Source organism: Allokutzneria oryzae, from assembly GCF_042429765.1.
GTDB classification, from domain to species: Bacteria; Actinomycetota; Actinomycetes; order Mycobacteriales; family Pseudonocardiaceae; genus Allokutzneria; species Allokutzneria oryzae.
This window is the reverse complement of the sequence record NZ_JBHLZU010000002.1, coordinates 752,966-779,038: the sequence shown is the minus strand read 5'-3', so window position 1 is coordinate 779,038 and position 26,073 is coordinate 752,966. Positions and strand designations below refer to the sequence as shown.

28 protein-coding genes are annotated in these 26,073 nt (G+C 70.3%); 12 read left to right on the top strand and 16 right to left on the bottom strand.

The window, feature by feature from the left end:
* Positions 1–464 precede the first annotated feature (464 nt).
* The gene (locus tag ACFFQA_RS03960) at positions 465–1,301 is read right to left on the bottom strand and encodes a siderophore-interacting protein (protein WP_377850181.1); all 837 of its coding nucleotides are present in this window, start codon (positions 1,299–1,301) and stop codon (positions 465–467) included.
* Between the two features lie 108 nt (positions 1,302–1,409).
* Between ACFFQA_RS03960 and ACFFQA_RS03955 the strand changes: the two genes are divergently transcribed.
* From ACFFQA_RS03955 to ACFFQA_RS03945, 3 genes are all read left to right on the top strand, one after another.
* Complete coding sequence (locus tag ACFFQA_RS03955; protein ID WP_377850179.1) at positions 1,410–2,081, top strand: NAD(P)H-binding protein; 672 nt, start codon at positions 1,410–1,412, stop codon at positions 2,079–2,081.
* 87 nt (positions 2,082–2,168) lie between these two features.
* Positions 2,169–3,458: a nitric oxide synthase oxygenase gene (locus ACFFQA_RS03950; protein ID WP_377850178.1), complete on the top strand. Its 1,290-nt coding sequence runs from the start codon at positions 2,169–2,171 to the stop codon at positions 3,456–3,458.
* Positions 3,459–3,561: 103 nt separating this feature from the next.
* The gene (locus ACFFQA_RS03945) at positions 3,562–4,392 is read left to right on the top strand and encodes an alpha/beta fold hydrolase (RefSeq protein WP_377850177.1); all 831 of its coding nucleotides are present in this window, start codon (positions 3,562–3,564) and stop codon (positions 4,390–4,392) included.
* On the opposite strand, the gene ACFFQA_RS03940 is transcribed toward ACFFQA_RS03945, so the two are convergent.
* The gene (locus ACFFQA_RS03940; protein WP_377850176.1) at positions 4,360–4,971 is read right to left on the bottom strand and encodes a TetR/AcrR family transcriptional regulator; all 612 of its coding nucleotides are present in this window, start codon (positions 4,969–4,971) and stop codon (positions 4,360–4,362) included. The two genes, ACFFQA_RS03945 and ACFFQA_RS03940, sit on opposite strands and share 33 nt — an antisense overlap.
* A 42-nt stretch (positions 4,972–5,013) precedes the next feature.
* Here ACFFQA_RS03940 and ACFFQA_RS03935 point away from each other — a divergent pair, with 42 nt between their 5' ends.
* Positions 5,014–6,744 (top strand): SDR family oxidoreductase, encoded by a 1,731-nt coding sequence (locus ACFFQA_RS03935; protein WP_377850175.1) that lies wholly within the window; start codon positions 5,014–5,016, stop codon positions 6,742–6,744.
* Here ACFFQA_RS03935 and ACFFQA_RS03930 read toward each other — a convergent pair.
* The gene (locus tag ACFFQA_RS03930) at positions 6,725–7,513 is read right to left on the bottom strand and encodes a hypothetical protein (RefSeq protein ID WP_377850174.1); all 789 of its coding nucleotides are present in this window, start codon (positions 7,511–7,513) and stop codon (positions 6,725–6,727) included. The two genes, ACFFQA_RS03935 and ACFFQA_RS03930, sit on opposite strands and share 20 nt — an antisense overlap.
* A gap of 79 nt (positions 7,514–7,592) precedes the next feature.
* On the opposite strand from ACFFQA_RS03930, the gene ACFFQA_RS03925 reads away from it, so the two are divergent.
* A complete protein-coding gene (locus tag ACFFQA_RS03925; RefSeq protein ID WP_377850173.1) occupies positions 7,593–7,973 on the top strand; it encodes a VOC family protein in 381 nt (126 codons plus the stop codon).
* 73 nt (positions 7,974–8,046) lie between these two features.
* Here the strand turns inward: ACFFQA_RS03925 and ACFFQA_RS03920 are convergent, their stop codons facing one another.
* From ACFFQA_RS03920 to ACFFQA_RS03895, 6 genes are read right to left on the bottom strand one after another with little or no spacing between them, the layout of a single operon-like run.
* Positions 8,047–8,901, bottom strand: coding sequence for a DUF72 domain-containing protein (locus tag ACFFQA_RS03920; protein ID WP_377850172.1), 855 nt, complete (start codon positions 8,899–8,901; stop codon positions 8,047–8,049).
* Between the two features lie 33 nt (positions 8,902–8,934).
* On the bottom strand, positions 8,935–9,675 hold the full coding sequence (locus ACFFQA_RS03915; protein WP_377850171.1) for an SDR family NAD(P)-dependent oxidoreductase: 741 nt from the start codon (positions 9,673–9,675) through the stop codon (positions 8,935–8,937).
* Complete coding sequence (locus tag ACFFQA_RS03910; protein WP_377850170.1) at positions 9,672–10,877, bottom strand: class I SAM-dependent methyltransferase; 1,206 nt, start codon at positions 10,875–10,877, stop codon at positions 9,672–9,674. Before ACFFQA_RS03910 ends, ACFFQA_RS03915 begins: the two co-directional genes overlap by 4 nt.
* Positions 10,874–11,602, bottom strand: coding sequence for a DUF1365 domain-containing protein (locus ACFFQA_RS03905; RefSeq protein WP_377850169.1), 729 nt, complete (start codon positions 11,600–11,602; stop codon positions 10,874–10,876). The genes ACFFQA_RS03910 and ACFFQA_RS03905 overlap by 4 nt, the downstream gene beginning before the upstream one ends.
* On the bottom strand, positions 11,599–12,870 hold the full coding sequence (locus ACFFQA_RS03900) for an NAD(P)/FAD-dependent oxidoreductase (protein WP_377850168.1): 1,272 nt from the start codon (positions 12,868–12,870) through the stop codon (positions 11,599–11,601). The genes ACFFQA_RS03905 and ACFFQA_RS03900 overlap by 4 nt, the downstream gene beginning before the upstream one ends.
* On the bottom strand, positions 12,867–13,553 hold the full coding sequence (locus ACFFQA_RS03895; RefSeq protein WP_377850167.1) for an alpha/beta hydrolase: 687 nt from the start codon (positions 13,551–13,553) through the stop codon (positions 12,867–12,869). The genes ACFFQA_RS03900 and ACFFQA_RS03895 overlap by 4 nt, the downstream gene beginning before the upstream one ends.
* A 158-nt stretch (positions 13,554–13,711) precedes the next feature.
* On the opposite strand from ACFFQA_RS03895, the gene ACFFQA_RS03890 reads away from it, so the two are divergent.
* The 5 genes from ACFFQA_RS03890 (at position 13,712) to ACFFQA_RS03870 (ending at position 18,074) form a co-directional block, all read left to right on the top strand.
* Positions 13,712–14,962 carry a class I SAM-dependent methyltransferase gene (locus ACFFQA_RS03890; protein WP_377850166.1) on the top strand — a complete coding sequence of 417 codons (1,251 nt, stop codon included), beginning with the start codon at positions 13,712–13,714 and terminating at the stop codon, positions 14,960–14,962.
* Between the two features lies 1 nt (position 14,963).
* On the top strand, positions 14,964–15,734 hold the full coding sequence (locus ACFFQA_RS03885) for a DUF1295 domain-containing protein (RefSeq protein ID WP_377850165.1): 771 nt from the start codon (positions 14,964–14,966) through the stop codon (positions 15,732–15,734).
* 12 nt (positions 15,735–15,746) lie between these two features.
* On the top strand, positions 15,747–16,205 hold the full coding sequence (locus tag ACFFQA_RS03880) for a peroxiredoxin (protein ID WP_377850164.1): 459 nt from the start codon (positions 15,747–15,749) through the stop codon (positions 16,203–16,205).
* Between the two features lie 622 nt (positions 16,206–16,827).
* Positions 16,828–17,187, top strand: a complete 360-nt coding sequence (locus ACFFQA_RS03875) for a hypothetical protein (protein ID WP_377850163.1) — start codon at positions 16,828–16,830, stop codon at positions 17,185–17,187.
* Positions 17,184–18,074 carry a hypothetical protein gene (locus ACFFQA_RS03870; protein WP_377850162.1) on the top strand — a complete coding sequence of 297 codons (891 nt, stop codon included), beginning with the start codon at positions 17,184–17,186 and terminating at the stop codon, positions 18,072–18,074. Before ACFFQA_RS03875 ends, ACFFQA_RS03870 begins: the two co-directional genes overlap by 4 nt.
* A 21-nt stretch (positions 18,075–18,095) precedes the next feature.
* On the opposite strand, the gene ACFFQA_RS03865 is transcribed toward ACFFQA_RS03870, so the two are convergent.
* The 3 genes from ACFFQA_RS03865 to ACFFQA_RS03855 form a co-directional block, all read right to left on the bottom strand.
* Positions 18,096–19,943 carry an AfsR/SARP family transcriptional regulator gene (locus ACFFQA_RS03865; protein WP_377850161.1) on the bottom strand — a complete coding sequence of 616 codons (1,848 nt, stop codon included), beginning with the start codon at positions 19,941–19,943 and terminating at the stop codon, positions 18,096–18,098.
* A 399-nt stretch (positions 19,944–20,342) separates the two neighbouring features.
* Positions 20,343–21,176 (bottom strand): alpha/beta fold hydrolase, encoded by an 834-nt coding sequence (locus ACFFQA_RS03860; protein ID WP_377850160.1) that lies wholly within the window; start codon positions 21,174–21,176, stop codon positions 20,343–20,345.
* A 10-nt stretch (positions 21,177–21,186) separates the two neighbouring features.
* On the bottom strand, positions 21,187–21,660 hold the full coding sequence (locus tag ACFFQA_RS03855; protein WP_377850159.1) for a winged helix-turn-helix transcriptional regulator: 474 nt from the start codon (positions 21,658–21,660) through the stop codon (positions 21,187–21,189).
* 84 nt (positions 21,661–21,744) lie between these two features.
* On the opposite strand from ACFFQA_RS03855, the gene ACFFQA_RS03850 reads away from it, so the two are divergent.
* Both ACFFQA_RS03850 and ACFFQA_RS03845 read left to right on the top strand, forming a co-directional pair.
* A complete protein-coding gene (locus ACFFQA_RS03850; protein ID WP_377850158.1) occupies positions 21,745–22,404 on the top strand; it encodes a DUF899 domain-containing protein in 660 nt (219 codons plus the stop codon).
* Positions 22,405–22,408: 4 nt separating this feature from the next.
* Positions 22,409–22,867 (top strand): pyridoxamine 5'-phosphate oxidase family protein, encoded by a 459-nt coding sequence (locus ACFFQA_RS03845; RefSeq protein WP_377850157.1) that lies wholly within the window; start codon positions 22,409–22,411, stop codon positions 22,865–22,867.
* On the opposite strand, the gene ACFFQA_RS03840 is transcribed toward ACFFQA_RS03845, so the two are convergent.
* Genes ACFFQA_RS03840 through ACFFQA_RS03825 form a run of 4 tightly spaced genes read right to left on the bottom strand, consistent with a single transcriptional unit; the run spans position 22,864 to position 26,028 of the window.
* Positions 22,864–23,832: a beta/alpha barrel domain-containing protein gene (locus ACFFQA_RS03840; protein ID WP_377850156.1), complete on the bottom strand. Its 969-nt coding sequence runs from the start codon at positions 23,830–23,832 to the stop codon at positions 22,864–22,866. The genes ACFFQA_RS03845 and ACFFQA_RS03840 overlap by 4 nt on opposite strands.
* Entirely contained in the window at positions 23,829–24,320 is a 492-nt protein-coding gene (locus tag ACFFQA_RS03835) for a PH domain-containing protein (protein WP_377850218.1), read from the bottom strand. The genes ACFFQA_RS03840 and ACFFQA_RS03835 overlap by 4 nt, the downstream gene beginning before the upstream one ends.
* Before the next feature lie 2 nt (positions 24,321–24,322).
* The gene (gene ribH / locus ACFFQA_RS03830; RefSeq protein WP_377850155.1) at positions 24,323–24,808 is read right to left on the bottom strand and encodes a 6,7-dimethyl-8-ribityllumazine synthase; all 486 of its coding nucleotides are present in this window, start codon (positions 24,806–24,808) and stop codon (positions 24,323–24,325) included.
* Complete coding sequence (locus tag ACFFQA_RS03825; RefSeq protein ID WP_377850154.1) at positions 24,805–26,028, bottom strand: bifunctional 3,4-dihydroxy-2-butanone-4-phosphate synthase/GTP cyclohydrolase II; 1,224 nt, start codon at positions 26,026–26,028, stop codon at positions 24,805–24,807. The genes ribH and ACFFQA_RS03825 overlap by 4 nt, the downstream gene beginning before the upstream one ends.
* Positions 26,029–26,073: the final 45 nt, after the last annotated feature.

Here is a 26,073-nt window from a genome sequence, read left to right as displayed (position 1 = left end):
GTGTGTGGCGATCGGCTGTCGACAACCGGCCCACCGGTGCGATCTGGATCATTGCGAACCCTTCGACGGCACCAACACCATCGCGGACGACCTCGGCGCGAAATGCCGACGGCATCATGTGATGAAACACCACACCCGGTGGAAACGAACACAGCTTCCCGGCGGTATCCATATCTGGACGACCCCGATGGGGAGAACCTATGTTCGGGAGCCTGAGCCGATAGCGGATCCTGCTCCTCCGTTTTAAACCCGACCCCGGCTAGCCCGCCACCACATTAGGTGAGCGGGCTAGCCGGGGTTGGCGCCCAAGGAAATGTGCGCCCGAGGGCGGGAGAATTATCCGGGGGCAACCCGACGGAGTCGGGGCGGCAGCGCGGCCGTAAACGCCACCACAACCCCGCACAGGACGCCAATCGCATTAAGCCTACAAAACGCGAAGCGAGGGGGCGCGTGGTCGGCTCTGGCTAGAGGTTGTCGTGGTCGGCGCCGTGGCGCCAGTAGCCCGCGAAGTACAGCGCGTCCTTGGCGACACCACGCTCACGGAGCAGGTGCCTGCGCAGGTGCTTGACCACGCCGCACTCGCCCGCGATCCACGCGTACGCCTGACCGGTCGGCAGCGTCGCGGCGCGCACCGCCTCCAGCAGCCGCGACGGGCCGTGCCCGTGCGCCAGCCAGGTGATCTCCACATCGGCCGCGCTGTGCAGCTCCTGCCGGTCGGCCTCATCGGGGACCTCGACGAAGACCTTGGCCACCGCACCGGGCGGCAGCGACTCCACGATGCCGCCGATCGCGGGCAGCGCGGTCTCGTCCCCGGCGAGCAGGTGCCAGTCCGTGCCGGGCGCGGGGGCGTACTCGTAGCCGACGATCGGCGTGTGCAGCGCGTTCGGCGCGAGCAGCCCGATGTGGTCGCCCTGCTTGGCCCGCGCCACCCACGAGGAGGCCGGGCCGGAGTCGCCGTGCAGCACGAAGTCGACATCGACCTCGTTGCGCTCGGGGCGGTGGTCGCGCAGCGTGTAGGTGCGCATCACCGGCCGGACGTCGTCGGGCTGGGCGAGGTAGTCCTGGTACCAGGACGGTCCGCTGGTGAGGACGGGCCTGTCCTGCCCTGCCCGTGGGAAGAACAGCTTGATCCGCTGGTCCTTGCCGCCACTGGTGAGGCCTGCGAGGTCGGGGCCGCCCAGGGTCACCCTGGCCATGTTGGGCGTGAGTCTGCGGACCTCGCGCACCCGGGCGCGGAAGTGGACGTACGGCAGAACTTCCTCGGCACGCGGCTCGGGCCGGGTGTCGGTCGACGCGCTCATGCGGGCCTTCCCTCGCTGGGCTCGGACCCGACCCAGTAAAGCAAGGCATACCTAAGTGTTCAAGGCCTTCGGCCGGTGGACCCGAATCCGGCTCACTAACCTGGCGGCATGCGCATCGTCATCGCCGGTGGCCACGGCCAGATCGCCCTACACCTGGAGCGCCTGCTCTCCGCGCGCGGAGACTCCCCCGTCGGCATCATCCGCAACCCAGACCACGCCGAGGACCTGCGCGCCGCGGGCGCCGAGCCGGTCGTGCTGGACCTGGAGACCGCGACGGCCGAGCAGGTCGCCGACGTGGTGCGCGGCGCCGACGCGGTGGCGTTCGCGGCGGGCGCCGGGCCGGGCAGCGGCGCGGCCCGCAAGGAGACCGTGGACCGCGGCGCGGCGGCGCTGCTGGCCGACGCGGCCGAACTGGCCGGGGTCCGGCGCTACCTGATGATCTCCGCGATGAACGCGGACATGGTGCCGCCGCCGGGGATGGACGAGACCTTCGCCACGTACCTGCGCGCCAAGAGCGAGGCCGACGCCGACCTGCGCGGGCGCGACCTGGACTGGACCGTGCTGCGACCGGGGGCGCTGACCAACGACCCGGCCACCGGGCTGGTGACGATCGCGGAGAAGCTGCCGAGGGGATCGATCACCAGAGAGGACGTGGCGCTGGTGCTGCTGGCGGTGCTCGACACGCCGGAAACGGCCCACATCCAGGTCGAGGTGACCGGTGGTGACACTTCGATCACCAAGGCGGTGTCCGAGATCGCCCGCCAGGGTGAGCAGCCCTGAGGATGCTGCCCAGAGTGAGTGAGCTTCACTTTTCGGGCTACCCAACCAGCGGTGACGGCGGCGCTACCGGGCGTATAAGTTCACGCGGTGGTTGACAACAGCGGTGCGCACGGCGGCACTTGGGCGCTGCCCCATCACCTGGCGGCCCCGCCCCAGACCCCCACCGGCGACCAGCCGGTGGACGCGGACGAGGCCGAGGAGTTCCTGCGGATCTTCCACGGCGAGAACCCCGACGCGGGCTCCGTGGAACGGCGCGTGGCCTGGGTCCGGACCGAGATCCAGATGACCGGCTCCTACCAGCACACCACCGCCGAGCTGTCCTTCGGCGCGCGGGTGGCCTGGCGCAACGCGGCGCGCTGCATCGGCAGGCTGTACTGGCGCAGCCTGCGGGTGCGCGACATGCGCGCGGTGCGCGGCGCGACCGAGGTCGCTGCGCAGTGCGTGGAGCACCTCCGGCTGGCGCACAACCGGGGCAGGCTGCGCCCGCTGATCACGATCTTCGCGCCCGAGGTGCCCGGCCGCCCCGCGCCGAGGATCTGGAACGAGCAGCTGATCCGCTACGCGGGCTACCGCGACGGCGACGGCACGGTGCTCGGCGACCCGCGCTACGTGGACTTCACCGGCACGGTGACGTCGATGGGCTGGCAGCCGCCCGCCGAGCGCGGCCGCTTCGACGTGCTGCCACTGGTCGTGGAGACCCCGGAGGAGGGGCCCCGGCTGTTCCCGCTGCCGCGCGCGGCCGTGGACGAGGTCGTGCTGACCCACCCCGACTTCCCGTGGTTCACCGAGATGGGCCTGCGCTGGCACGCGGTCCCGGCGATCAGCAACATGCGCATGGTCATCGGCGGCGTCTCCTACCCGGCCGCGCCGTTCAACGGCTGGTACATGGGTACTGAGATCGGTGCGCGCAACCTCGCCGACGCCGACCGCTACGCGGTGCTGCCGGAGCTCGCCGAGCGGATGGGCCTGGACACCAGCAGCGAGACGACGCTGTGGCGCGACCGCGCGCTGGTGGAGCTCAACCGCGCGGTGCTGCACTCCTACGAGAAGGCGGGCGTCACCATCACCGACCACCACACCGAGTCGCAGCACTTCCTCAAGCACATCGCCAAGGAGGAGCGCGCGGGCCGGGTGTGCCCCGCCGACTGGAGCTGGATCGTCCCACCGGTGTCCGGCGGCCTGACCCCGGTGTTCCACCGCTACTACGACACACCGCACCTCAAGCCGGAGTTCGTCGCCGACGACGACGCGGTGGAGCGCGGTTTGCGCGGCTGCCCGGCGCACTACGCGGACCGTCCCGCCGAGCCCGTCGAGGACGAGTTCAAGCCGGTGATGTGGGCCTACCTCCGCGGCCCCAAGCACGCAGGAGTCGGATGAGCTGACCGAATCGGCCCGACGTTCCTCCCACCACATTTCTTTACGCTGTAAGCCGTCGTGGTTTACAGTGTAAAGAGTTGTGTCGCCCCTGGAGAGGACGTTCATGCCCGAAGCACGACTGCACGACGGAGCCACCATCGACATCGAGGTGAGTGGCACAGGTCCGACCCTGCTGCTGCCGGTCAACCCCACGCCGATCACCGGCCCCCGAGCCGAGGAGATGCGCCAGTGGGGCACCGACCCCGCCCTGGGCCGGACGCTGGTCGAGGGCCTCGCCGACGCCTTCCGGGTCGTCGCGTTCGACTACGAGGGGCACGTGCTCGGCACACCCAAGCCGGACACGTTGACCCCGGACAACATCGCCGCGGACGTCCTCGCCGTCGCCGACGCCGTCGGCGCCGACCGGTTCGCCTACTACGGCTACTCGTGGCTGGCGCTGAGCGGACTCCAGCTGGCCATCCGCACCGACCGGCTCTCCGCCCTGGTGATGGGTGGCTACCCACCGGTCGACGGGCCTTACCGCGCGATGCTCCAGGTCACCACGGCCACCCATGAGATGACCAGGAACCCCCAGCCCGTGACGCGGGGCGAGGAGTTCGACTGGTCCACAGTGGACATCTCCATGACGGAGGCGCAGACCCGCCAGTTCGTCACGCTCTACGAAGCGCTGCGGGACTTCGACGACCGGGCCGTCCAGTCCCGGATCACGTGTCCACGCCTGAGTTTCGCCGGCTCCAAGGACGACATCGCCTACGGCGAGCGGTGGGGTGGGGCGACGGTCCGGATCGCGAGCGCGATCATCGATCGGCGCGCGGAGCTGACCGGCCTCGGCTGGACGGTCGAGGTCCTCGACGGCCTGGACCACACGCAGGCGATGCAGCCCGGCACCGTCCTGCCGGTGCTACGCCCCTGGCTCGTCGAGCACCTGGGCTGACTCCGGGAGAACCGCGAGCAGGTTCTGGATGAGCAGCTCCTCCAGCTCGGCCCGGGCCAGCTCGCGGTTCTCCAACCAGTGCAGCGTCATCGCCTCCGCCGCCGCCACCCATCCGGTGAGCGTGATGCGCAGGCGCGGCGAGGATCGGTCCAGCCCCAGGCCGTCGAAGGCCAGCTCGGCGATCAGCCCCCTGGTGCGGTTGACGATCTCGGCGATCTCGGCCCCGCGGGAGGCGCCGCGCAGCAGGGCCGCGTAGCCGTGCGCGTGCTGCTCGGCGAAGTCGAGGTAGCCCGCGACCGCGAAGCGCAGCCGGGACAGCGCGGAGCCGGGCGGCGGCTCGATGCGGCGGGCGAGGTCGTCCACCGCCGCGAGCAACGCGTGCAGGTACAGCGCCTGCTTCCCGCCGAAGTAGCGGTAGACCAGCGCCCTGGACGCCCCGGCCTCGGCCGCGACCTCCTCGATCGAGACCTCCTCCTGTGGGCGCGTGCCGAACAGCCGCTGCGCCGCGGCGACGATCTCGTCACGCCGTTGGGCGACGGACAACCGCCTGCGTGAGGCATTGACACGAGTGCTGCTCACCTCAATATTAGACATCACGTCTACTAACGAACGGGAGACGAGATGCGCACGGTTCGGTCCGGCGACGCGCGGCTCGCGGTGCACGAGGGTGGCGACTCGACGAGACCGACCGTTCTGCTCGTGCACGGCTACCCCGACGATCATCACGTGTGGGACCAGGTCGCGCAGCGGCTGCGGAAGCGGTTCCACGTCGTCACCTACGACACGCGCGGCACCGGCGGCTCGACCGGCCCGAAGCAGCGCTCCGGCTACCGCACCGAGCACCTCGCCGAGGACCTGCTCGCGGTCGCCGACGCGGTGAGCCCGGACCGGCCGGTGCACGTCGTCGGCCACGACTGGGGCTCGATCCAGGCGTGGGAGGCGGTCACCGATCCCGCAGCGCGGCACCGGATCGCCTCGTACACCTCGATCTCCGGGCCGTGCCTGGACCACGTCGGCCACTGGACGCGCCGCAGGCTGCGCCAGCCGACGCCGCGCAACCTGCGCCAGGTCCTCGCCCAGCAGCTGCACTCCTGGTACATCCTGTTCTTCCACCTGCCCGTGCTCCCGGCATTGCTGTGGCGCGCGGTCGTCGCCCGCAACTGGGCGAAGTTGTTGCGGCGCACCGAAGGAATCGGTCCCGAGCACGCCCGCCCCGCACGCGCGCTCGCCAAGGACGGCGTGCTCGGCATGGAGCTCTACCGCGCGAACATGCTGCCGCGCTTGAGAAATCCCCGTGAGCGGCGCACTTCCGTACCAGTGCAGGCGATCACGCCGCTACGCGACCGCTACGTCTCCCCCGCCCTCGCCGAGGACCTGGAGCGGTGGGTGACCGAGCTCTGGCGCCGCCCGTTGGCCGCGGGGCACTGGGCGCCGCTGAGCCACCCGGACGCGGTCGCGCGCATGGTCGAGGAGTTCGTCGAGCACGTCGAGACCGGGACGAGCTCCCGTGCGCTGCGCCAGCACCGGATCACCCCGAACCGGAAACCCTTCGCGGACAAGCTGGTCGTCATCACCGGCGCGGGCAGCGGCATCGGCCGCGCCACGGCGGAGGCGTTCGCCGAGCAGGGGGCCGAGGTGATCGCCGCCGACATCAGCGGGGTCGCCGCGAAGGACACCGTGCGGCGCATCGGCTCCGGAACCGCCTACGAGGTCGATGTCTCCGACGAGGCGGCGATGCGGCGGTTCACCGACGAGGTGATCGCCGAGCACGGCGTGCCCGACATCGTCGTCAACAACGCCGGAATCGGTGTGGCTGGGCCGTTCCTGGCCACCACCTCCGAGCAGTGGCACCGCGTGGTGGACGTGAACCTGTGGGGTGTGATCCACGGCTGCCGGTTCTTCGGCGAGGCGATGGCTCGGCGGGCGGAGGGCGGCCACATCGTCAACCTCGCGTCGGCGGTGGCGTTCACCCCGACCAGGCTGCTGCCCGCGTACGCGACGACGAAGTCGGCGGTGCTGATGCTCACCGAGTGCCTGCGCGCCGAGCTGGCCGCGGACGGCATCGGTGTGACGGCGATCTGCCCCGGCCTGGTCAACACCAACATCGCCGGGACCACGACCTTCGCCGGGGTCTCCGAAGCCGACCAGGCGGTGCACCGCGAACGCGCCACCAAGGGCTACCAGCTGCGCAACTACCCGCCGGAGCGCGTGGCCGCCCAGATCCTGCGCGGCGTGCTGCGGAACTCGCCCCTGGTCCCGGTCACCGCCGAGGCGCGCGTCTCGCTGGCCTTGGCGCGGTTGAGCCCCGCGACGCTGCGAGCGCTGGCCAAGATCACGCCGCCCGAAGCGTAGGCAGGCTCCGCAGGATCACCCGCGCGAACTCGACCAGCAGCTCGGGCATCCGCTGGAGCGCCGCGTTGAGCTCGCGCGCCCTGGCCAGCTCGTCCACGGTCAGCGGGCCTTCGACGTCCTCCATGGCGATCGCGGTCTGACCGGCCTGAACCGCGAGCAGCACCTGCTTCAACGCCGCACGGACCTCGGAGTAGACCTGACCCGAGAGCTCCGGCAACTTGTCCAAAGTGGACATCTCGGGGAGACGGCACAACCAGTAGTCGTTCCATTCGCTGCCCCACAGGGCCTGGCGGGCGTCATCGGCGTCCAGGAGGTGCTCGTCGACGAGGCCGTCCGGCGACTCCGGCCGATAGCGGCGCACCACGTCCAGCAGCTGCGCCCGCGACAGCAGGCCCGGGTTGATCGGCGCGACGACCCGCGCGGGCTCGACGGGGGTGCCGAGCACGGCCTCCTCCAGCGCCAGCACCGCGATGTCGGCGAACCACGCGGCGACCTTGCGGTAGGACTCCTTGGTCGCGGTGTTGTGCTGCTCGGCCAGGAACATCGCCTCGGTGCTGATGACCGAGAGCGGGTGCGAGATGTTCAGCCCGGACCTGGGCACCCTGGCCCTGCGGTGCGCCTCGCTCATCCTCCGGTAGTGGGCCTCGGTCACCCTCTCGGCGGCACGCAGGAGCTCGATCTGCTTGTCCAGGTCGCCCAGGATCTCGTCCACCTCGTCCCTGGTGAGCGAGGGGGCGAGGGCGAGCCGGTCGTCGTCGATGCCGTTCACCCCAGCGAGCCTGCCAACCGAGGAGGTTCGGCGTCATCACCTGATGCGGTTCGCGTCCGGAACTGGGACCTTGGTATGCATGGAGATCTTGAGCAGCAGGGTGTTGTTGCGCCCACGCGACCCGGAGCGCTCACGCGCCTTCTACCGCGACACGCTGGGCCTGGCCATCTTCCGCGAGTTCCCCGGCGGCACGGTGTTCTTCCTCGGCCAGGGCCTGCTGGAGGTGGCGGCGCACGGCGGCGACGGCTCGGCGCCGGGGAGCACGTCGTTGTACATGCAGGTCCGCGACGTCCAAAGCACGTTCGCGGAGCTGGCGGAGCGCGGCGTGGAGGTGCTGCGCGAGCCGAAGGTGGAGCCCTGGGGGCTGCACGAGGGCTGGATCCGCGACCCCGACGGCGTCCGCATCGTGCTGGTGGAGATCCCCGCCGACCACCCGCTCCGCCGCGACACCCGTTCCTGACCGGTCGCCATTCGCGGGCTTATGGACCCTTTTCGGCGCTCCGACACGTCCATAAGCCCGCGAATGGCCGGAGTCAGGGCTCCGCGACCAGGTCCCGGAAGCGTTCGGCGTTGCGGTGCCCCTCGTCCCGGTAGCAGTTGTTGAACACCACGTGCACCGGCTCCTCGATCTTGCCGACCCGGCGGGCCCACGCGGCGAGCTCCGCCTCGGAGTAGGAGTAGCGGAACCGCTCACGCATGTCCTTGCTTGTCCACTGTGGACTGTGGCCGTGCATGCGGAGCACCGCGACGTCGGAGGTGCTGACCAGCAGCGGCGGCATGGAGTCGCTGAAACCCTGGGGCATGTCCACCGACACGTACGGCAGGTCGTTCCCGCAGAGGAACGCCAATGTCGCCGTGCCGTTCTCACGATCCAGCCAGGAGGCGTGCCGCAGCTCCACGCAGATCCGCATCGGCGCGCATCTTTGCTTGCACTCCAGCAGGTACTCGCGCGCGGAGTCCCCCGGCCGGAACCACGGCGGGAACTGGAACAGCAGCAGCCCGAGCTTCCCCGCCGATCGCAGCGGCTCGGCGGCGGCGAGGAAGCGCGCCCACAGCTGGTCGACCTGCTCCTGAGTGAGGTCGCGCAGGCGGACCGGATCGGCCTCTGGGCGCAGGTCCGGGGGGAGGTGGGACGAGGGCACCGGGTGCTGGGTGAACACGCCGAAGGCCTTCATGTCGAAGGTGAAGTCCTTCGGCGTGCGGTCGACCCAACCCCGCGCCACCTCCGGCCTGGGGATCGCGTAGTAGGAGGTGTTGACCTCCACCAACGGGAAGCGATCCGCGTAGTAGCTCAGGCGGCCCCCGTCGCGAACGCCCGGCGGGTACCACCCGGTCTCGGTCAGTCCCCGGTCAGTCCAACCCGCCGTACCCACAAGAACGTCACCCATGCTCTACGGGCTACCCCTGTGGCACACCGTGAATCAGCGCCGCGCCGCCAGTTTCGAGTTCGCCCACGACCACAAGCCGACCGGCACGAACCGGGCCGCCTTCATCAGCAAGGCCATCTGCGGCGGGAAGACGATCTCCGGCTTGCCCGACGCGATGCCGTCGGCGATCTTGCGGGCCGCGTACGCGGGTTCCACCATGAACGGCATCGGGAAGTCGTTCGTCGCCGTCATCGCCGTCCGCACGAAGCCTGGACACACCGTTTGCACCCGGATTCCCCTGTGGCGCAAGCCACCGCGCAGAGACTCCAGGAGGTTGATCTGGGCGGCCTTGGTCGCGCTGTACGCCTCGCCGCCCGGCATTCCGCGGTAGCCCGCGACGGACGCGACGCCGACGATCGTGCCGCTGCCCTGCTCCAGCATCGTCGGCAGCACCGCTTCCACTCCGTGGGACATGCCCATGACGTTGACCTCGAACTGCCGCCGGAAGGCGTCGGCGTCCCAGTTCGTCACGTCGAACCGGCTCCAGGCGCCGGCGTTGAGCACGACGACGTCGATGCCGCCGAACACGTCGATGACCTTCTCCGCTGCGACGAGGACCGAGACGCGGTCCATCACGTCCACCGGCTGGACGAGCATGTCGCCGCCCGCGACCTTGGCGAGCAGTTCGGTGCGGCGGGCGCTCACCGCGACCCGCGCACCGCGGGTGCGCAGCTCCCTGGCCAGCGCCGCACCGATGCCGCTGGAGGCTCCGGTGATCCAGACCCTGGGGCTCATCGGGCCTTCTCGAAGCCGAACTGCCAGACGTCGAGGTAGCCGGAGCGGAAGCCCGCCTCGCAGTAGCCGAGGTAGAACTCCCACATCCGCTTGAAGGTGCCGTCGAAGCCGTGCGCGGCGATGGTGCTCCAGTTGGCCTCGAACCGTTGGTGCCACTGGCGCAGCGTGTGCGCGTAGTCCAACCCGAGCGAGCGGCGCTCGGCGATGCGCAGGCGGCTGTGCCGCTCGATCGCGGGCACCGACAGCAGCTGGCCGCCGGGGAAGACGTACTTGTGGATCCACGTGTAGGAGTCACTGGTGGCCATGAGCCGGTCGTGCGGCATGGTGATCGCCTGGAGCCCGACCCGGCCGCCCGGCGCCAGCAGGCGGTCCAGTGCGGCGAAGTAGGTCGGCCAGTACTCCTTGCCGACCGCCTCGATCATCTCCACCGACACGATCGCGTCGTAGGTCCCGGTGGCGTCGCGGTAGTCCATCAGCTCGACCTTGGCGAGGTGCGCCAGGCCCGCCTCGGCGATGCGCCGCTCCGCGAGGGCCTTCTGCTCGGTGGAGATCGTCAGCGAGGTGATGTGCGCACCGCGCCGCGCCGCGCGGATCGACAGCTCGCCCCAGCCCGTGCCGATCTCCAGCACCCGGCTGCCCTCGCGCACGCCCGCGTAGTCCAGGATGCCGTCGATCTTGCGGCGCTGCGCTTCGGCGAGGTCGGTGCTGCCGGGGGCGAACCACGCTGCCGAGTACGTCATGGTCTCGTCGAGGAAGTTCGCGAACAGGTCGTTGGACAGGTCGTAGTGCCGGTGGATGTTGGCACGCGCGCCGTCGACGGTGTTGCGCTCCGCCGAGGGCTGACGGAGGTCCACGAAACGCCGAAAAGCCTGGAGCGGCTTGGGGATCAGGGTGGCCATCCGCCGCGCGAAGGGGGTCAGCACGTCGGCGAGCTGGCTGCTGGTCCAGTCCCCGGCCATGTAGGACTCACCGAAGCCGATCTTCGCGTCGACGCCGAGCCGGTGGAAGAACGCCTGGGGCCGCACGATCCGCATGACCGGTGCTTCCGGGCCACCCGCGCCCAGTCGCTCACCACCGGGCAGGGTGACGCGGACCGGGAGCGTGCGGACGGCGTGCCGGAACAGGGCCTCGGCGATCCGTGCCCGTACCGCGGAGTTAGGCAACGACAAGCGTCCGAAGTGGACAGTCTCGGCGATGGTCACTGGACACCTTCCTGAGCGACGTGCGGTGTGCGGGGAACAACAGGGATTCGGCGCAACCACAGTGCGATCCCGTGCCGGAAGATCAACGTGGACACCCACTGCGGCATGAACGGCCTGCGCAACGCGGTCCGCAGCACGGCACCGTTGCCAGCCGGTCGGCGCACACCGCGCAACGTCGCGGTGAACGGCGTTCTCCCGTCCTGCTGCAACGCGATGGTGATGCCGACCTTCTCGCCGGGCATGCTGAACCTCATGCGGTAGCGACCCTCGACGGTGAAGAACGGCGAGACGTAGAACTCCTTGTCCGTCTCAACGCGTCCGGCCTGGTCGGGCCGCAGCAGGTAGCAGTGCCGTTCTCCGTAAGTGTTGTGCACCTCGGCGACGATGCACTCCAACTCACCGTCGGGCGTGTGGCACCAGTACACCGACAGCGGGTTGAACACGTAGCCGAGCACACGGGCGTTGGCCAGCATCAGCACTCGCCCACCGCGGAGATCGACGCCCTGGGAAGCCAACCAGGAGTCCAGGTTCTCGCGGATCGACCGCTTCGGGTCACCGAGGTGATCGCGTGCCTCGAACCGGGCGAACGACCGCAGGAACCACGGAAGCCTCGGCAGCGCGTCGATGTCCACCAACCACATGTAGACGTTGTGCGCGAACCCACGACGGATCTGCTGCCGCCGAGTGTGCGTGACGACCGCGTCGTAGAGCGCCGCCGACGTCATGTCCAGTCCACTCCGAGCGCGGCAGCGGCGCGCACGCCGGACGCGCAGCCGTCCTCATGGAAGCCCCACCCGTGGTAAGCACCGGCGAACGCGGTCCTCCCACCGCTGAGACCGGGTAGTTTTCTTTGCGCCGCAACGGACTCAGGTGTGTAGATCGGGTGCTCGTACACCATCTTCGCGATGACGGAGTCCTCCGCCACGCGGTCGGAGGCGTTGAGCGTGACCACGTAGTCCAGCGGCTCGGACAGCCGCATCAGACGGTTCATGTGGTAGCTGACCAGGACCTGGTTGGAGTCCGACCGGCACGCGGGCTTGAGGTAGTTCCACGACGCCTTCGCGCCCTCGGCACGCGGCAGCAGCGACGAGTCGGTGTGCAGCCAGGTCTCGTTGCGGGAGTACTCGAACGCTCCGAGCACGGTGCGCTCGTCGTCGGTCGCGTCGGCGAGCAGCCGCAGCGCCTGGTCCGGGTGGGTGGCGATGAGGACGCGGTCCACCCGGTGCAGGTCGTCGGCGTCATCTCGGATCTCCACCCCGTCGGCGACCCGGTGCACGGCCCGGATCGGGGTGGACTCGTGCACGGCGGTCAACCCCTTCACCGCGCGCTCCACATAGGTGCGCGAGCCGCCGGTGACCGTCTTCCACGTCGGTGAGCCGCCGACGGAGAGCATGCCGTGGTTCTGGAGGAACTCGAAGAGGTAGCGGGCGGGGTAGTGCTTGCTGGTCTCGCGGGAGGAGGACCAGACCGCCGAGACCACGGGCAGCACGAAGTGGTCGACGAAGTAGGCGGAGTAGCCGCCGATCGCCAGGAACGCGCCGAGGGTGACGTCACCGGCGTCGGGATCGGCGAGGACGCGTTGGGCGTGCCGGTGGAAGCGGGTGACCTCGGCGAGCATCCGCAGGTACGCGGGCTTGAGCAGGTTCTCCTTCTGCGCGAACAGACCGCCGAGCTGCTTGGCGCCCGCGTACTCCAGGCCGCAGCCCTCGCAGCGCACGCTCATCGACATCTCGGAGTCCTGTGTGGACACGCCGAGCTCCCGGAACAGCCGCAGCAGGTTCGGGTAGGTGCGCTCGTTGTGCACGATGAAGCCGCTGTCCACCGCGACGACGCCGCCGTCCGGCGCGATCACGTCGTGGGTGTGCGCGTGCCCGCCGAGCCGGTCGTCCTGCTCGAACATCAGCACGTCGTAGCGCCGTTGCAGCAGGTAGGCGGCGGTCAGACCGGCCACACCGCTGCCGATCACTGCCACTCTGTCGCGGGCGGGGCTCATCGGGTCTCTCCTCCCAGCGCGACCCGCAACCCGTGCGAGGCCGGGGCGCGCATGGCGTCGGTGATCTGGGGGTCCTGGGGAAGCACGCCGAGCACGCCCATGACGAACCGGCGGGTCACGCCCGTCCAGTCCTCGACCCGGCGGAGCATGAAGTGACCGGCTCCCGGCAGCTCGAACCGGGCGACCTCGGCGGGCAGCTCGCGCAGCCGCTCGGCGTAGCGGAAGGACTGCTCCGGACTGGTCCAGCGGTCGGCGGTGCCGTGCACGATGAACACCTGGCGGTCGGCGAGCTGGGCGACCGGCTCACCGGGCTCGATCCACGGCGCGAGCAGGCAGACCGCGCGCACGCCCTCCTCTCCGCCGGCGTGCAGCGCGGTGCGGCCCCCCATCGAGTGCCCGACCAGCACGATCGGCACGCCGGGGTGGAGGCGGCGCGCCTCGGCGACGGCCCACCGCGCGTCCGCCACCGCGGGGTGCTCCGGGGCGTTCCAGCCGCGGACCCGGAAGCGCACCAGCCACACCGCGACCCCGCTCGCCCGACCGGCGCGGTGCAGCGCGCGGGCGATCGGCACCATCCGGCGGTAGCTGAGGTTGTGCCGCCGAACGGGCTGCTCGCTGCGGACCTTGCCGCCGTGCAGCACGATGACGACGGCGGTGGCCCACGCCCCGTCACCGGGCTCCATGATCGTTACTTCTGGGGTGCGCACGCCGGGCATTCGGCGCCGAGCCCGCCCCGGTTTGGTCGAACATGATCGACCTCACTTCTTCGGGTGACAGACCAAGCCGCGCGGGCGCGCGCGACGAACACCGGGACACAGACGTCAGGAATGAGGTGCGTGGCGTGTCTCGGAAGCAGGGCGTTGCCCAGACGCTGGCCGAACTGGTCGAGCGGGTTCTCGGTACCGGCCTCCCGGTCGGCATCCGGGCGTGGGACGGCAGCGAGGCCGGACCGACCGACGGCCCGGTCGCGGTCGTGCGCAACCGGCGGGCGCTGCGCAGGCTGCTGTGGGACCCCAACGAGCTGGGCCTGGCCAGGGCTTATGTCTCCGGGGATCTGGACGTGGACGGCGACCTCGGCGACGGCCTTCGCCAGTTCTGGGCGCTGGCGCGGGAGAAGAAGCTGCGGCCCAAGCTCTCCTTCTCCGACCGGGTCGGCCTGGTCACGTCGGCGGCGCGGCTCGGCGTGCTCGGCCCGCGCCCGAAGGCTCCGCCGGAGGAGGCCCGGCTGCGCGGGCGGCTGCACACGCGGTTGCGCGACCGCGCGGCCATCGCGCACCACTACGACCTGAGCAACGAGTTCTACAGCAAGGTCCTCGACCCGCACATGGCCTACTCGTCCGGCTACTGGACCAGCGACGACCCCGGCTACACCCTGACCGACGCGCAGCGCGACAAGCTCGACCAGGTCTGCCGCAAGCTGGAGCTGCGCCCGGGGATGCGGCTGCTGGACGTCGGCTGCGGCTGGGGCTCGATGATCCTGCACGCGGCGGAGCACTACGGCGTGCACGCCACCGGCATCACCCTTTCGGCCCAGCAGCGCGAGTTCATCGAGGCGCGCATCAAGGAGCGCGGCCTGAAGGACAAGGTCACCGTCCGCCTCCAGGACTACCGCGAGCTCTCCGACGGCCCGTACGACGCGGTGTCCTCGATCGAGATGGGCGAGCACGTCGGCGCGGGCAACTACCCCGTGTACACCGCCACCCTCTACCGCGCTGTGAAGCCCGGTGGGCGGGTGCTGATCCAGCAGATGTCACGGGGCAAGGTCGCTCCGGGCGGCGGCGCGTTCATCGAGGGCTACGTCGCGCCGGACATGACCATGAGCCCGGTCGGCACCACGGTGAACCTCATCGAGGAGGCCGGGTTCGAGGTCCGTGACGTCGAGGCCATGCGCGAGCACTACGTTCGCACGGTGGACGTCTGGGCGCAGACCATCGAGGACCGCTGGGACGAGCTGGTGCGGCTCGTCGGCGAGGGACAGGCGCGGGTGTGGCGGCTGTACATGGCCGGTGGCTCGCTCGCCTTCGAGGAGAACCGGATGGGTGTGAACCAGATCCTCTCGGTGCGCCCGGCTCCGATCCCGGCGGTGGTCTGAGATGTTCCCCTGGCCGGAGCTGCTGACCAACCTCGCTGTCACCGGCGCGCTCGCGGTGGTGCTGGTGGTGATCACCTTCGCCGTCTCGGTGCGCAAGGACCGCTTCGATACCATCGACACGTTCTGGGGCCTGGGCTTCGCGGCGATCGCGGTGACGAGCTACGCCCTGTCCGGCGGTCACCTGCTGGTCACGGCGCTGACCGTGGTGTGGGGCGTGCGGCTGGCCTGGCACATCCACAGCCGCAACCACGGAAGGCCGGAGGACCCCCGCTACGTGGCGATCCGTCGGCGCGCCAAGGGGAACCCGTTGGCGCACCTGTTCTTCCGGGTCTTCCTGTTGCAAGCGGTGATCATGTGGTTCGTGTCGCTGCCGGTGCAGGCCGCCCAGTACGGCACCGATGGCGTCGGAGTCCTCGGCTGGCTCGGCGCGCTCGTGTGGCTGGTGGGCTTCGTCTTCGAGGTCGTCGGGGACCGGCAGCTCGCCCGCTACAAGGCCGACCCCGACCGCAAACCCGTGCTGGACACCGGGTTGTGGCGCTACACGAGGCACCCCAACTACTTCGGCGACGCGTGCGTGTGGGCGGGTCTGTACCTGATCGCCTGCCAGCACTGGGTCGGCGCGGCCACCGTCCTGTCGCCGGTGGTCATGATCCTGTTGCTTGCCAAGGGAAGCGGCGCTCCGCTGACCGAGAAGGCAATGCGGGACCGGCCCGGCTACGCCGAGTACGTCGCCCGCACCAGCGGCTTCATCCCGTTGCCGCCCAAGGGTTAAGGAAGGATCCACATGCGTCCCGGAGACACCGTCCCCGACTTCACGCTGCCCGACCAGGACGGCGAGCCCCGCACGCTCAGCAAGCTGCTCACGGACGGACCGGTGGTGCTGTTCTTCTACCCGGTCGCCTCCAGTGGCGGTTGCACCGTGGAGGCGTGCCACTTCCGCGACCTCGGCGCGGAGTTCGCCGCGCTGGGCGCACAGCGGGTCGGGATCAGTCCTGACTCGGTGAGCAAGCAGAAGGACTTCGCGAGCCGGAACTCCTTCGACTACCCGTTGCTCTCCGACGCCGACGGCGAGGTCGCGAGCCAGTTCGGGGTGAAGCGCAAGCTGCTGAAGGTGGTGCCGGTCAAGCGGCACACCTTCGTCATCGGCACGGATCGCACGCTCCTCGAAGTGATCAAGAGTGAGCTGAAGTTCGAGGTGCACGCCGATGAGGCCCTGGCAGCCCTGAAAAAGCACGCCGCCTAAGTAGGTACTGGTCGACGTACTTCAAGGACCGCACCGCACCCCCGGCGGCGCGTCCCCCCGCCCCCGGCGGCGCGTCCCCGCAACCCCTGGCGGCGCGCCGCCCCCGTACCCCGTGCACGCATGGGCCAGCTGGCGTGGTCCTCCTTTTCGCGTTTTGTCACCTTAATGCGCAAAAGAGCGCTCCCATTTCGCGCTATAGCTACAAAACGCGAAAAGAGGGTCACGGGGGTGAGGGGGCCACGGGGGTGAGAGGGCCAGGGGGCGAAGGGGTGAGGGGGTGTTGCCGCGTGCAGGACATGACGAGCCTCGGTGCCGCCGCGACGGCGCAGCGTGCCCACGTGCTCCGACGTGGCCGGATGTTTCGTGGACCGACCGGAGGCGTCGCCACGTGCGGACAGCCGCCTGGGACCCCATCCCGATTCCGTCCGGTCACATATGACGATCATGGCCTTACAGGGCGAAATGGAAAGTTACTTTCCCGCGTGGATGACAACACGGTCCGCGCACGTCTGGCTTACGAGATGAACACGGACCGCGACCATTCGCCACGGTGAGCGCACGCTAGCCGTCTGACCCCGAACGAGTGACGTCGGAAGTGGGGTCCTGGTGGGAGGAGCCTGCGGTGGGCGAACGAGTCGTGGACGCGGCCAAGGCGATCCGGCCCTACCTCCCGGACATGCTCGGTGAGGACGCGGAACGCTTCGACCTGCTCGTCTCCGGGCTGCTGGCGCAGGCGGAGGCCGATCCGGACGAGACCGCGCTGCGGCTCGAACAGCTGCTGTCCATGCCGCCGGTCACCGCGCGGTGGCTGGAGCGGGTGCTGGCCGACGACCAGCTGCGGCCACCCGAGCTGCAACAGCATCCCCAGCTCGGGCGCTTCGAGTGTCCCGGCAAGGATTTCGTCTGGTACCCGCGCATCGTGGGTCAGCGCGCCCCGATCTGTCCGACGCACGGGCGCCCGTTGCGGGGAGCCGCGTCGTGACCCCGTTCTGGGAGGCGGCGGGCGGCAGGCTCGTCGACCGCGTCGTGCGCGCCGGGGTGCCCGCGGCGATCTTCTGGCTGGGCGGGCTCGCGCTCGTCCCCGGCGGGCTGACGTGGCTCACCGGGCTCTCCAGGGGCGCGCCCGTGATCATGCTGCTGGTCGGCGCGCTCGTCGGGTCGGCGGTGCTGGTGAACCGGTTGTCGCCGGTCGCGTTGTGCTTGACGCGGGGCCCTTGGCGCGGGCCGTTGAAGAAGCTCTCCCGCAGGCGCACGGCGGAGCTGAGCGCGCGGGTGGAAGCGGACGAGCTGAAGTGGCGGGAGCTGACCGCCGCCGTGGAGTCCGACATGGCCACCGACGAGGAACGCGCCGAGTACGTGCGGTTGAAGCGGCGGCTCAGCCTGAGCTCGGCGGACGTGGCGCAGCACCAGCCGACGAGGGTGGGCAACCTGCTCAGCGCCGCACAGGCGCGGGTGCACGAGAAGTACGGGCTGGACGCGGTGATCACCTGGCCCCGGCTGTGGCTGGTGCTGCCGGAGGCCGCGCGCGAGGAGATCTCCTCGGCCAGGGCGGCGCTGAACTCCTCGGCCGCGACGCTGGTGTGGGGCCTGCTGTTCTGCGGGTTCACCTGGTGGTCGTGGTGGGCGCTGCCGATCGGTGTCGCGGTGACCGTGCTGACGGCGTGGTTCTGGGTGCCCTCGCGCGCGGCGAACTTCGCGGCGCTCTTCGAAGCGACCTACGACCTGCACCGGGCCGCGCTCTACGAGCAGATGCGCTGGCCGATCCCGATGTCCCCGGCGAGAGAGCGCGAACAGGGCAGGGCGCTCACGAAGTACCTCCAGCGCGGATCGGACGCGCCGACCCCGATCTTCACCAACCTGGCCGCGTGAGCGCGGGCCTGGTCGAACCGATCAGTATTGCGCCCCAACGGTTTCCGCCGACTCGGCCAGGGCGTGGGCTGCCAGCCGCAGCAGGGGCGGGAAGCGGTAGCGGAACCACCCGGCGAAGTCCGCGGCGCCCCCGGTCTCCGGGATGGCGAGGTGGAACTCCACCAGGCGCTCCAGGACCGACTCGGCGTGGTACTCGTCGAGGTTGAGCAGCTTCGCCGCCTTCTCCAGCGGCAGCGGCTCCTTGGCGTGCGGGGCGAGCGCGAGGAACGCCTCGCGCGCCTGGGCGTCGAGCTGGGTGACGCTGGCCTCGACGCTGGCGCGGACGTCGAGCTTGCCGCTGGTGAGCTCGCGCAGCCGGTGCTCCTCCGCGGACAACCGCTCCACCAGCCGGGCCACCGACCAGTGCGGCCGCAACGCGAGCCGGGTCGCCGCGGCCAGGACCGCCAGCGGGGAGCCGCCGCACAACCGCAGCAACGCGGACGCGGCGGCGTCGTCTCTTCGGACCCTGGGCTGGCCGATCACCGAGACCAGCAGGTCGGTGCTCTCGGCCGGGGTCAGCGGCGGCAGGTCGAGCATCAGCCCGACGCTGCGCCAGTGCAGCCTGCGGCGGCAGCTGACGATCACCGCGCAGCGCTGACCGGTCGGCACCAGCGGGGCGACCTGTGAGGCGCTGGTGGCGTTGTCCAGCACCACCAGCAGCTTGCGATGCGCCGTCCAGCTGCGGAAGAGCTGGCTGCGCTCCTCCAGCGTCGCGGGCAGCGGGATGTGCGGGCCGCGCAACGCGCGCAGGAAACCCGCGAGCACCTCGGCCGGTTCGGTGTTCGCCAGGTCGGCGTAGAGCTGGCCGTGCGAGAAGCGGGCACGCACCCGGTTGGCGGCGTGGATGCAGAACGCGGACTTGCCGGAGCCGGGCCCGCCGGTCACCGACACCACCGGCGGCGCGGAGGACGGCGGGCGCAGCATCAGCGCCTCGACCTTGGACAGCTCCTCGTTCCGGCCGATGAACGCGGGCAGGTCCGGCGGCAGCTGCGCGGGCGGCTCGCCCCACGCGTTGTCCCGTCCGGTCTCCCTGCCGCCGTCGCGGACCACGGCCAGCCCGCTCGGCGTGGACTCCGCCGGCTCGACCCCGCCCGCGAGCAGCGACCGGTGCAGCTTCTGCAGCTCCGGACCGGGCTCGATGCCGAGCTTGGCGACCAGGGTGGAGCGGATGGCCTGGAACACCCGCAGCGCCTCGGAGCGGCGGCCCGCGCGGTGCAGCGCGAGCATCAGCTTGCCGTGCAGCCCCTCGTGCGTCGGGTACTGGCGGACCAGCGCGCTCAGCTCGGCGATCAGCTGGTGGTGCCGCCCGAGCAGCAGGTCCACCTCCATCCGCTGCTCGGTGACGCTGCTGCGGCTCTCCTCAAGGCGCGCGATGTGGGTCTTGAGCAGCGGGCCGGGCTGCACGTCGCTGAGCGCCGAACCGCGCCACACCGCCAGCGCCGAGCGCAGCGAGTCCGCGGCGTTCTCGTACATGCCGCTCTCCAGCTCGGCGCGGCCGCGCTGGGCGAGCTCGGAGAAGTGCTGGACGTCCAGGGACTCCGACGGCAGGTCGAGTGAGTAGCCGACGCGGTGGGTGCGCAGCACGGAGTCGGCGAGGTCGGCCCGCTCGGAGCTGGCCAGGATCTTGCGCAGGTGCGAGACGTAGGTCTGCAGCGTGGTGTTCGCCTTGGACGGCGGCCGAGGTCCCCACAGCTCCTCCATGAACGACTCGGTCCGCACGACGCTGTTGGCGTTGACCGCGAGGAGGGCGAAGACCTGACGCATCTTCGGCGGGGTCGGCGTGATGGCGACCCCACCACGCAGGACCTCGAACTGGCCGAGCACGCGCACTTCGATGATCTCTACCTCCGCTCAGAAGGATCGCACCTGGTATACCGCAGAGCCTCCCACCGTAGAAGGAGAAGATGGAGAAGAATCAACCCGGGGTAAACAGTTCGTCAGACGCGCGGCGACTGTCGACGAACGGCTTCCAGAGACTTTAATGCCCTAACTCCAACGAGTGAAATTGCACCCCTGAGCAGCAGTAATAACGATATCGGACATGTCGGGACAGCAAGCGAGCGACTGTAGCGCACCGCTCGCTTGCCGCACAGCCAAGACCTTTTGTCCCCAACAACTTGAAATCGCTTCGCCTGCGACCAGCGGTCCACCCCGACCCGCGACCTATCGAACAAAGTTGTTTTGTCGTTCGTTAGAGCGACGCTTACCGGCGGGGTCGAGACATCCGGCTCAAGGCGTGACCGTTCCCGCGATTCGGGACAACACCGCGTGCGCCACCTCCTCCGGGGCCTCGTCCGGGATCCAGTGACTGACGCCGTCCAGGACGCGCAGCTCGTAGGGCGCGTCGACGAACTCCGCACACCGGCGCGCACCGGCCTCGCCGAGCGCGACGTCGGCGGTGCTCCACAGGTAGGTCGTCGGCACCCGCACCGGCTCGGCCGTGTCGCCGAGACGGCGCTCCGCCCGGTACCAGTTCAACGCGGCGGTGAGCGCGCCCGGCTGGGTCATCGCGTTGACGTGCACCTCGACGTCCTCCAGCGGCAACGCCGTGCCGAAGACCGCGCGCAGATAGGCGGCGTCGTTGTCCAGCAGCACGTCCTCGGCCTTGCCAACCGCGCGGAAGGCCTTCATGTACTCCGAGCGTCGCGCCTGGTCGGGGTCCTCCTTGAGCGCCCACGTGAAGGCGGCCGGATGCGGCACGGAGACCGCGGTCAGTGCCCGCACCCGCCCGGGGTGCGTGATCGCCGTCGCCCACGCGACCGCCGCTCCCCAGTCGTGGCCGACCAGGTGGAAGGAGTCCAGCCCGAGCGCGTCAGCGAGCCCGAGCACGTCGCCGACCAGGTTCGGCACGCCGTAGTCGCTGACCTCAGCCGGCCTCGCGCGCGGGGAGTACCCGCGCTGGTTGGGCGCGTAGGTGCGCAGCCCGGCCGCGTTGAGCAGGGTGGTGACCCGGTGCCAGCTGTGCGCGGTCTGCGGGAAACCGTGCAGCAGCACCACCGGTTCGCCGGACTCCGGCCCGGAGGCGACGACGTCGAAAACGAGCTCGCCGAGTTGGATCTCCATGCGCCCCAAGCTAGCGGTCGCCCCTGACAGAACCGTTCAATCCGGGTCCAGGCACGACATCGACGTCGGTCGCGCGCATCGGTTCACCGCAGGCCGAACAACGCGGTTCCACGTGGGCGATCCGGCCGCACGCGTGGTGCCGGTAGAGAACGGGCGGCCCGTCCTCGCCCGCCGTCCACCGGTCCCCCCACCGCACCATCACCATCAGCAGGTCGCACAGCTCGGTGCCCTTGACCGTGAGCGCGTACTCATGGCGGGGCGGCTTGCTGGAGTACTCGCGCCGTTCGAGCACGCCCTGTTCCACCAGCCACTTGAGCCGCTCGGTGAGCACTTTGCGGGAGATGCCGAGGTCCTGCTGGATCTTTTCGAACCGGGAGATGCCGACGTAGACATCACGCAGGATCAGCGGCGACCACGGCTCCCCGATGACGTCCAGGGTGCGCGCGATCGAACAGGCCATGTCGCCGAACCGGGTTCGCTGCACCGAGCCAGTCTAGCGAACCGGGTTCCCTCAAGGAACTGACGATGCTACGGTCAGTTCCCTCAAGGAATGCACTGGGAGGTGCCTATGAACCGGCCGAACGTGGTGTCCGCGCAGGAGTGGCAGACAGCCCGCGAAGCCCTGCTGGTCAAGGAAAAGGAACACACCCGCGCGCTCGACGCGCTGGCCGCCGAGCGCCGCAGGCTGCCGATGGTCCGGCTGGCGGGGAACTACCGGTTCACCGCGCCCGACGGCGCGGAGGTCGGTCTGGCGGAGCTGTTCGAGGGCCGCCGCCAACTGGTCGTCTACCACTTCATGCTGGCGCCGGGACAGGACTGGACCTGCGCGGGCTGCGCGTCGTTCACCGACAACCTCGCGGACCAGTCGCACCTCAACGCCCGCGACACCACGCTCGCCCTGATGTCACCCGCGCCGAGGAACGAGATCGACGCGGTCCGACGCCGGTTCGGCTGGACCGTGCCGTGGTACTCCGTGCACGGCAACACCTTCTACGACGAGCTGAGCCTTGGCGGTGGCTTCGGCCTGAGCGTGTTCCTGCGCGACGGCGACGAGTTCTTCCGGACGTACTTCACCAACGGCCGCGGGGTGGACCGGCTCCGGCTGGACTTCAACCTGCTGGACCTGACGCCCTACGGCAGGCAGGAGGAGTGGGAGGACTCGCCGGAGGGCTGGCCCCGGACACCGACGATGCGGTGGCTCCGCCTCCGCGACGAGTACGAGGACTGATCCCATGCCCAGAACGCTCACCGAGGCCGAGCGCGACCAGTTCCTCGCCGAGATCCACATCGGCGTGCTGAGCGTCGCCGCCGACAGCGACGGCCGTCCGCCGCTGACCGTGCCCGTCTGGTACGCCCACCGACCGGGCGGCGACATCACGTTCTTCACGAACACGCAGGGCCGGAAGTCACGCAAGACCCGCCTGCTGCGGCACGCGGGGAGGTTCAGCCTGTGCGTTCAGCAGCCGCGGTTCCCCTACAAGTACGTGACCGCCGAGTGCACGCTCGTCCGCGCGGACCGCTCCCCCGCGGTGGAAGAGGTCCTGGCGATCACCGGCCGCTACCTGCCCCCGGACGCCGCGCGCGAGTTCGCCGAGGCGGAGACGAGCCATCCCGCCGGCACGTTCGTGCTGTTCACCGGCCGCCCGGACCGGTGGGCCAGCGCCGACTTCGACCAGCGGGACGACCGCTAGCGCGACGGCGGGGTGTACTTCTCGATCTTGTTCAGCAGCGACCGGATGCGCAGGCCGTGCAGCGGCGACAGGGCGTAGCCCGGGTAGCTGGCGAACCACGACGCGCTGCCCAGGCTGACCGCGTCCGCACCGGCCCAGAAGTACTCCCGGCAGTCGTCGAAGGTCCTGATCCCGCCGGTGGCGATGATCGGCAGCGTCACGCCCGCCTCGCGCAGCTCGGAGACCACCCGCAGCCCGATCGGCTTGATCGCCCGGCCGGACACGCCGCCGTAGCGGTTGGCCAGCCACGGCTTGCCGGTCCTCGGGTCCAGCCGCAGGCCCTTGACGGTGTTGATCGCGGTCAGCCCGGAGACGCCGTGCTCGGCGGCCAGCTTCGCGTGGCCGAGGTAGTCGTAGTCCGGCGACAGCTTGAGGATCACCGGGTGGTTGCTGCGCGGGACAGCCTCCGCCAGCACAGAGCCGATGATCTTGTTGAAGTCGAAGTTCACGTTGTGGCAGGACACGTTGAGCTCGACCGCGGCGATGTCACCGGCGGGCACAGCGGCGTTGACCTTGTCCACCAGCGTGACGAACTCCTCGGCCGAGAAGCCGCCGAGGGAGATGATCGTGCGCTGTCCCCTGGTGCGCGGGTAGTAGTCGCGCAGGTAGGCGTCGATACCGACGTTGCACCAGCCGAAGGCGTTGAGCCAGCCGGTGTCGGTCTGCCGCAGCACCGTGGCGTAGCGCTTGAGCAACGCGGGCAGCTCGCGCAGCGGCCACACGTCGCGGGTGGTGAAGTGGCCCTCGCGCGGCTCGACGGTCACGGTGCGCGCGGTGACCGCGCCGAACCGCTCCAGCGGGACGAACTTCGAGATCGGGCTCATCCCGTACGGCACCAGTGAGGAGTTCGACACGCCGTAGCCCAGCAGGCTCGACGAGGTCACCAGCCGGTTGCGCAGAACGATGTCGCCGAGCCGAACGGTCACTGCTCGTCCTGCTTCGGCCGCGGGGCGGGGGTGCCGTACCGGGCGTGCATCGCGCGCAGCTCCCGCATCGCCTTCACCGCGTGCTCGGAGTCGGTGGACTGGATCGCCATCACCGACACGTACTCGTCCTCCGGCAGCTCCAGCCGCGCCCACGAGGAGCCGTCCGGGAAGTTCACCTCCTGCACCAGCGCCCACGGGAACCGGTGCGTCACAACGATGTTGCGCACCTCGACCCCCTCGGCGTCGGCGCGCAGGCGGGGCCGGGTGAACAGCATCGCGGCGGCGGCGAGCGCGAGCCCGATGCCCGCCATGGCGATCTGGTCGGCCACCCGGAAGTACGCCCCGGTCGGGGTGTCGCCGAGCAGCACGCCCACCACGACGAAGACCGCGACCAGCGCGACGGCCAGCACCGGGGCGACCCTGCGGACCTTGCGCGGCCGGATCACCAGCTCTGTCGGAGTCGCCACCGCCTCGGTCTCCGATGTCATCGTCACCCTCTCAGCCCTCCCTGGAGCGCACGCAGGGTCAGCGCCGTGTCCAGCGCCGCCACACACGCCTCGAAACCCTTGTCCTCCACCGAGTCCGGCCGCCCGGAGCGGTCCAGCGCCTGCTGCTCGGTGTCGCACGTCAGCACGCCGTTGCCGACCGGGGTGCTCTCGTCGAGCGCCACCCTGGTCAGTCCCGCGGTCACCGCGTCGCAGACGTACTCGAAGTGCGGGGTGCCGCCGCGGATCACCACGCCCAGCGCCACGACCGCGTCGTGCGTGCGCGCGAGCTGCTGGCACACAACGGGAAGCTCGACCGCGCCCGCGACCCGGACGACGGTCGGCGAGTCGATGCCCGCCTTCGCCGCGGCCTCGACGGCGCGCTCCAGCAGGCTGCCGGTGATCTCGGCGTGCCAGGTGGTCGCGGCGATGCCGAGGCGCAGCCCGGCCGCGTCCGGGACCACCTGCTCCGGCCGTCCCTGCCCGCTCATGACATGTCCAGGTCGTGCAACTCGTGTCCCATCCGATCGCGCTTGGTGCGCAAGTAGTTCAGGTTCTCCGGGTTGGGGCGGATCGGCAGCGGGACCCGTCCGGTCACCCGCAGGCCGTAGCCTTCGAGCCCGACCCGCTTGGCCGGGTTGTTGGTCAGCAGCCGCATGGAGTGGATACCCAGGTCCACCAGGATCTGCGCGCCGGTGCCGTAGTCCCGCGCGTCGGCGGGCAGGCCCTGGGCCAGGTTGGCGTCGACGGTGTCCGCGCCCGCGTCCTGCAGCTGGTACGCCTGGAGCTTGTGCATCAGGCCGATGCCGCGCCCCTCGTGGCCGCGCATGTAGAGCACGACGCCGCGTCCCTCGGCGGCGACCATGGCCTGCGCCGCGTCCAGCTGCGGTCCGCAGTCGCAGCGCAGCGAGCCGAACGCGTCGCCGGTGAGGCACTCGGAGTGCACTCGCACCAGCACGTCCTCGCCGTCGCCGATCTCGCCGTAGACCAGCGCGACGTGCTCGACGCCGTCGATGAGGCTGTCGTAGCCGATGGCGCGGAAGATCCCGTGCACGGTGGGCATCCTGGCCTCGGCGACGCGCTCGACCTGCTTCTCGGAGCGGCGGCGGTAGGCGATCAGGTCGGCGATGCTGATCAGCGCCAGGTCGTGGTCGGAGGCGAAGACGCGCAGCTCCTCCTGGCGCGCCATCTCCCCCTCCTCCTTCTGGCTCACGATCTCGCACAGCACACCGGCCGGCCGAAGCCCCGCCATCCTGGCCAGGTCGACAGCCGCCTCGGTGTGGCCGGGCCGCCGCAGCACGCCGCCGTCCTTGGCGCGCAAGGGAACCACGTGCCCGGGACGGTTGAAGTCACCGGCGACCGACTCCGCGTCGGCCAGCAGCCGGATGGTGTGCGCGCGGTCGGCGGCGGAGATCCCGGTGCTGACGCCGTCCTTGGCGTCCACGGTGACCGTGTAGGCGGTGCCGCGCACGTCCTGGTTGGCGTGGTACATCGGCGGCAGGTCCAGCCGGTCGCAGTCCTCACCGGTCAGCGGCACGCAGATGTAGCCGGAGGTGTAGCGGACGGTGAACGCCACCAGCTCCGGGGTGGCCTTCTCCGCGGCGAAGATGAGGTCGCCCTCGTTCTCCCTGTCCTCGTCGTCAACGACGACGACGGGGCGGCCCGCCGCGATGTCGGCCAACGCCCGCTCGATGGTGTCGAAAGTGGTCACCGGGCCACTCCTGTTCATGTGCGGGTCCTTGACAGCATATTGTCC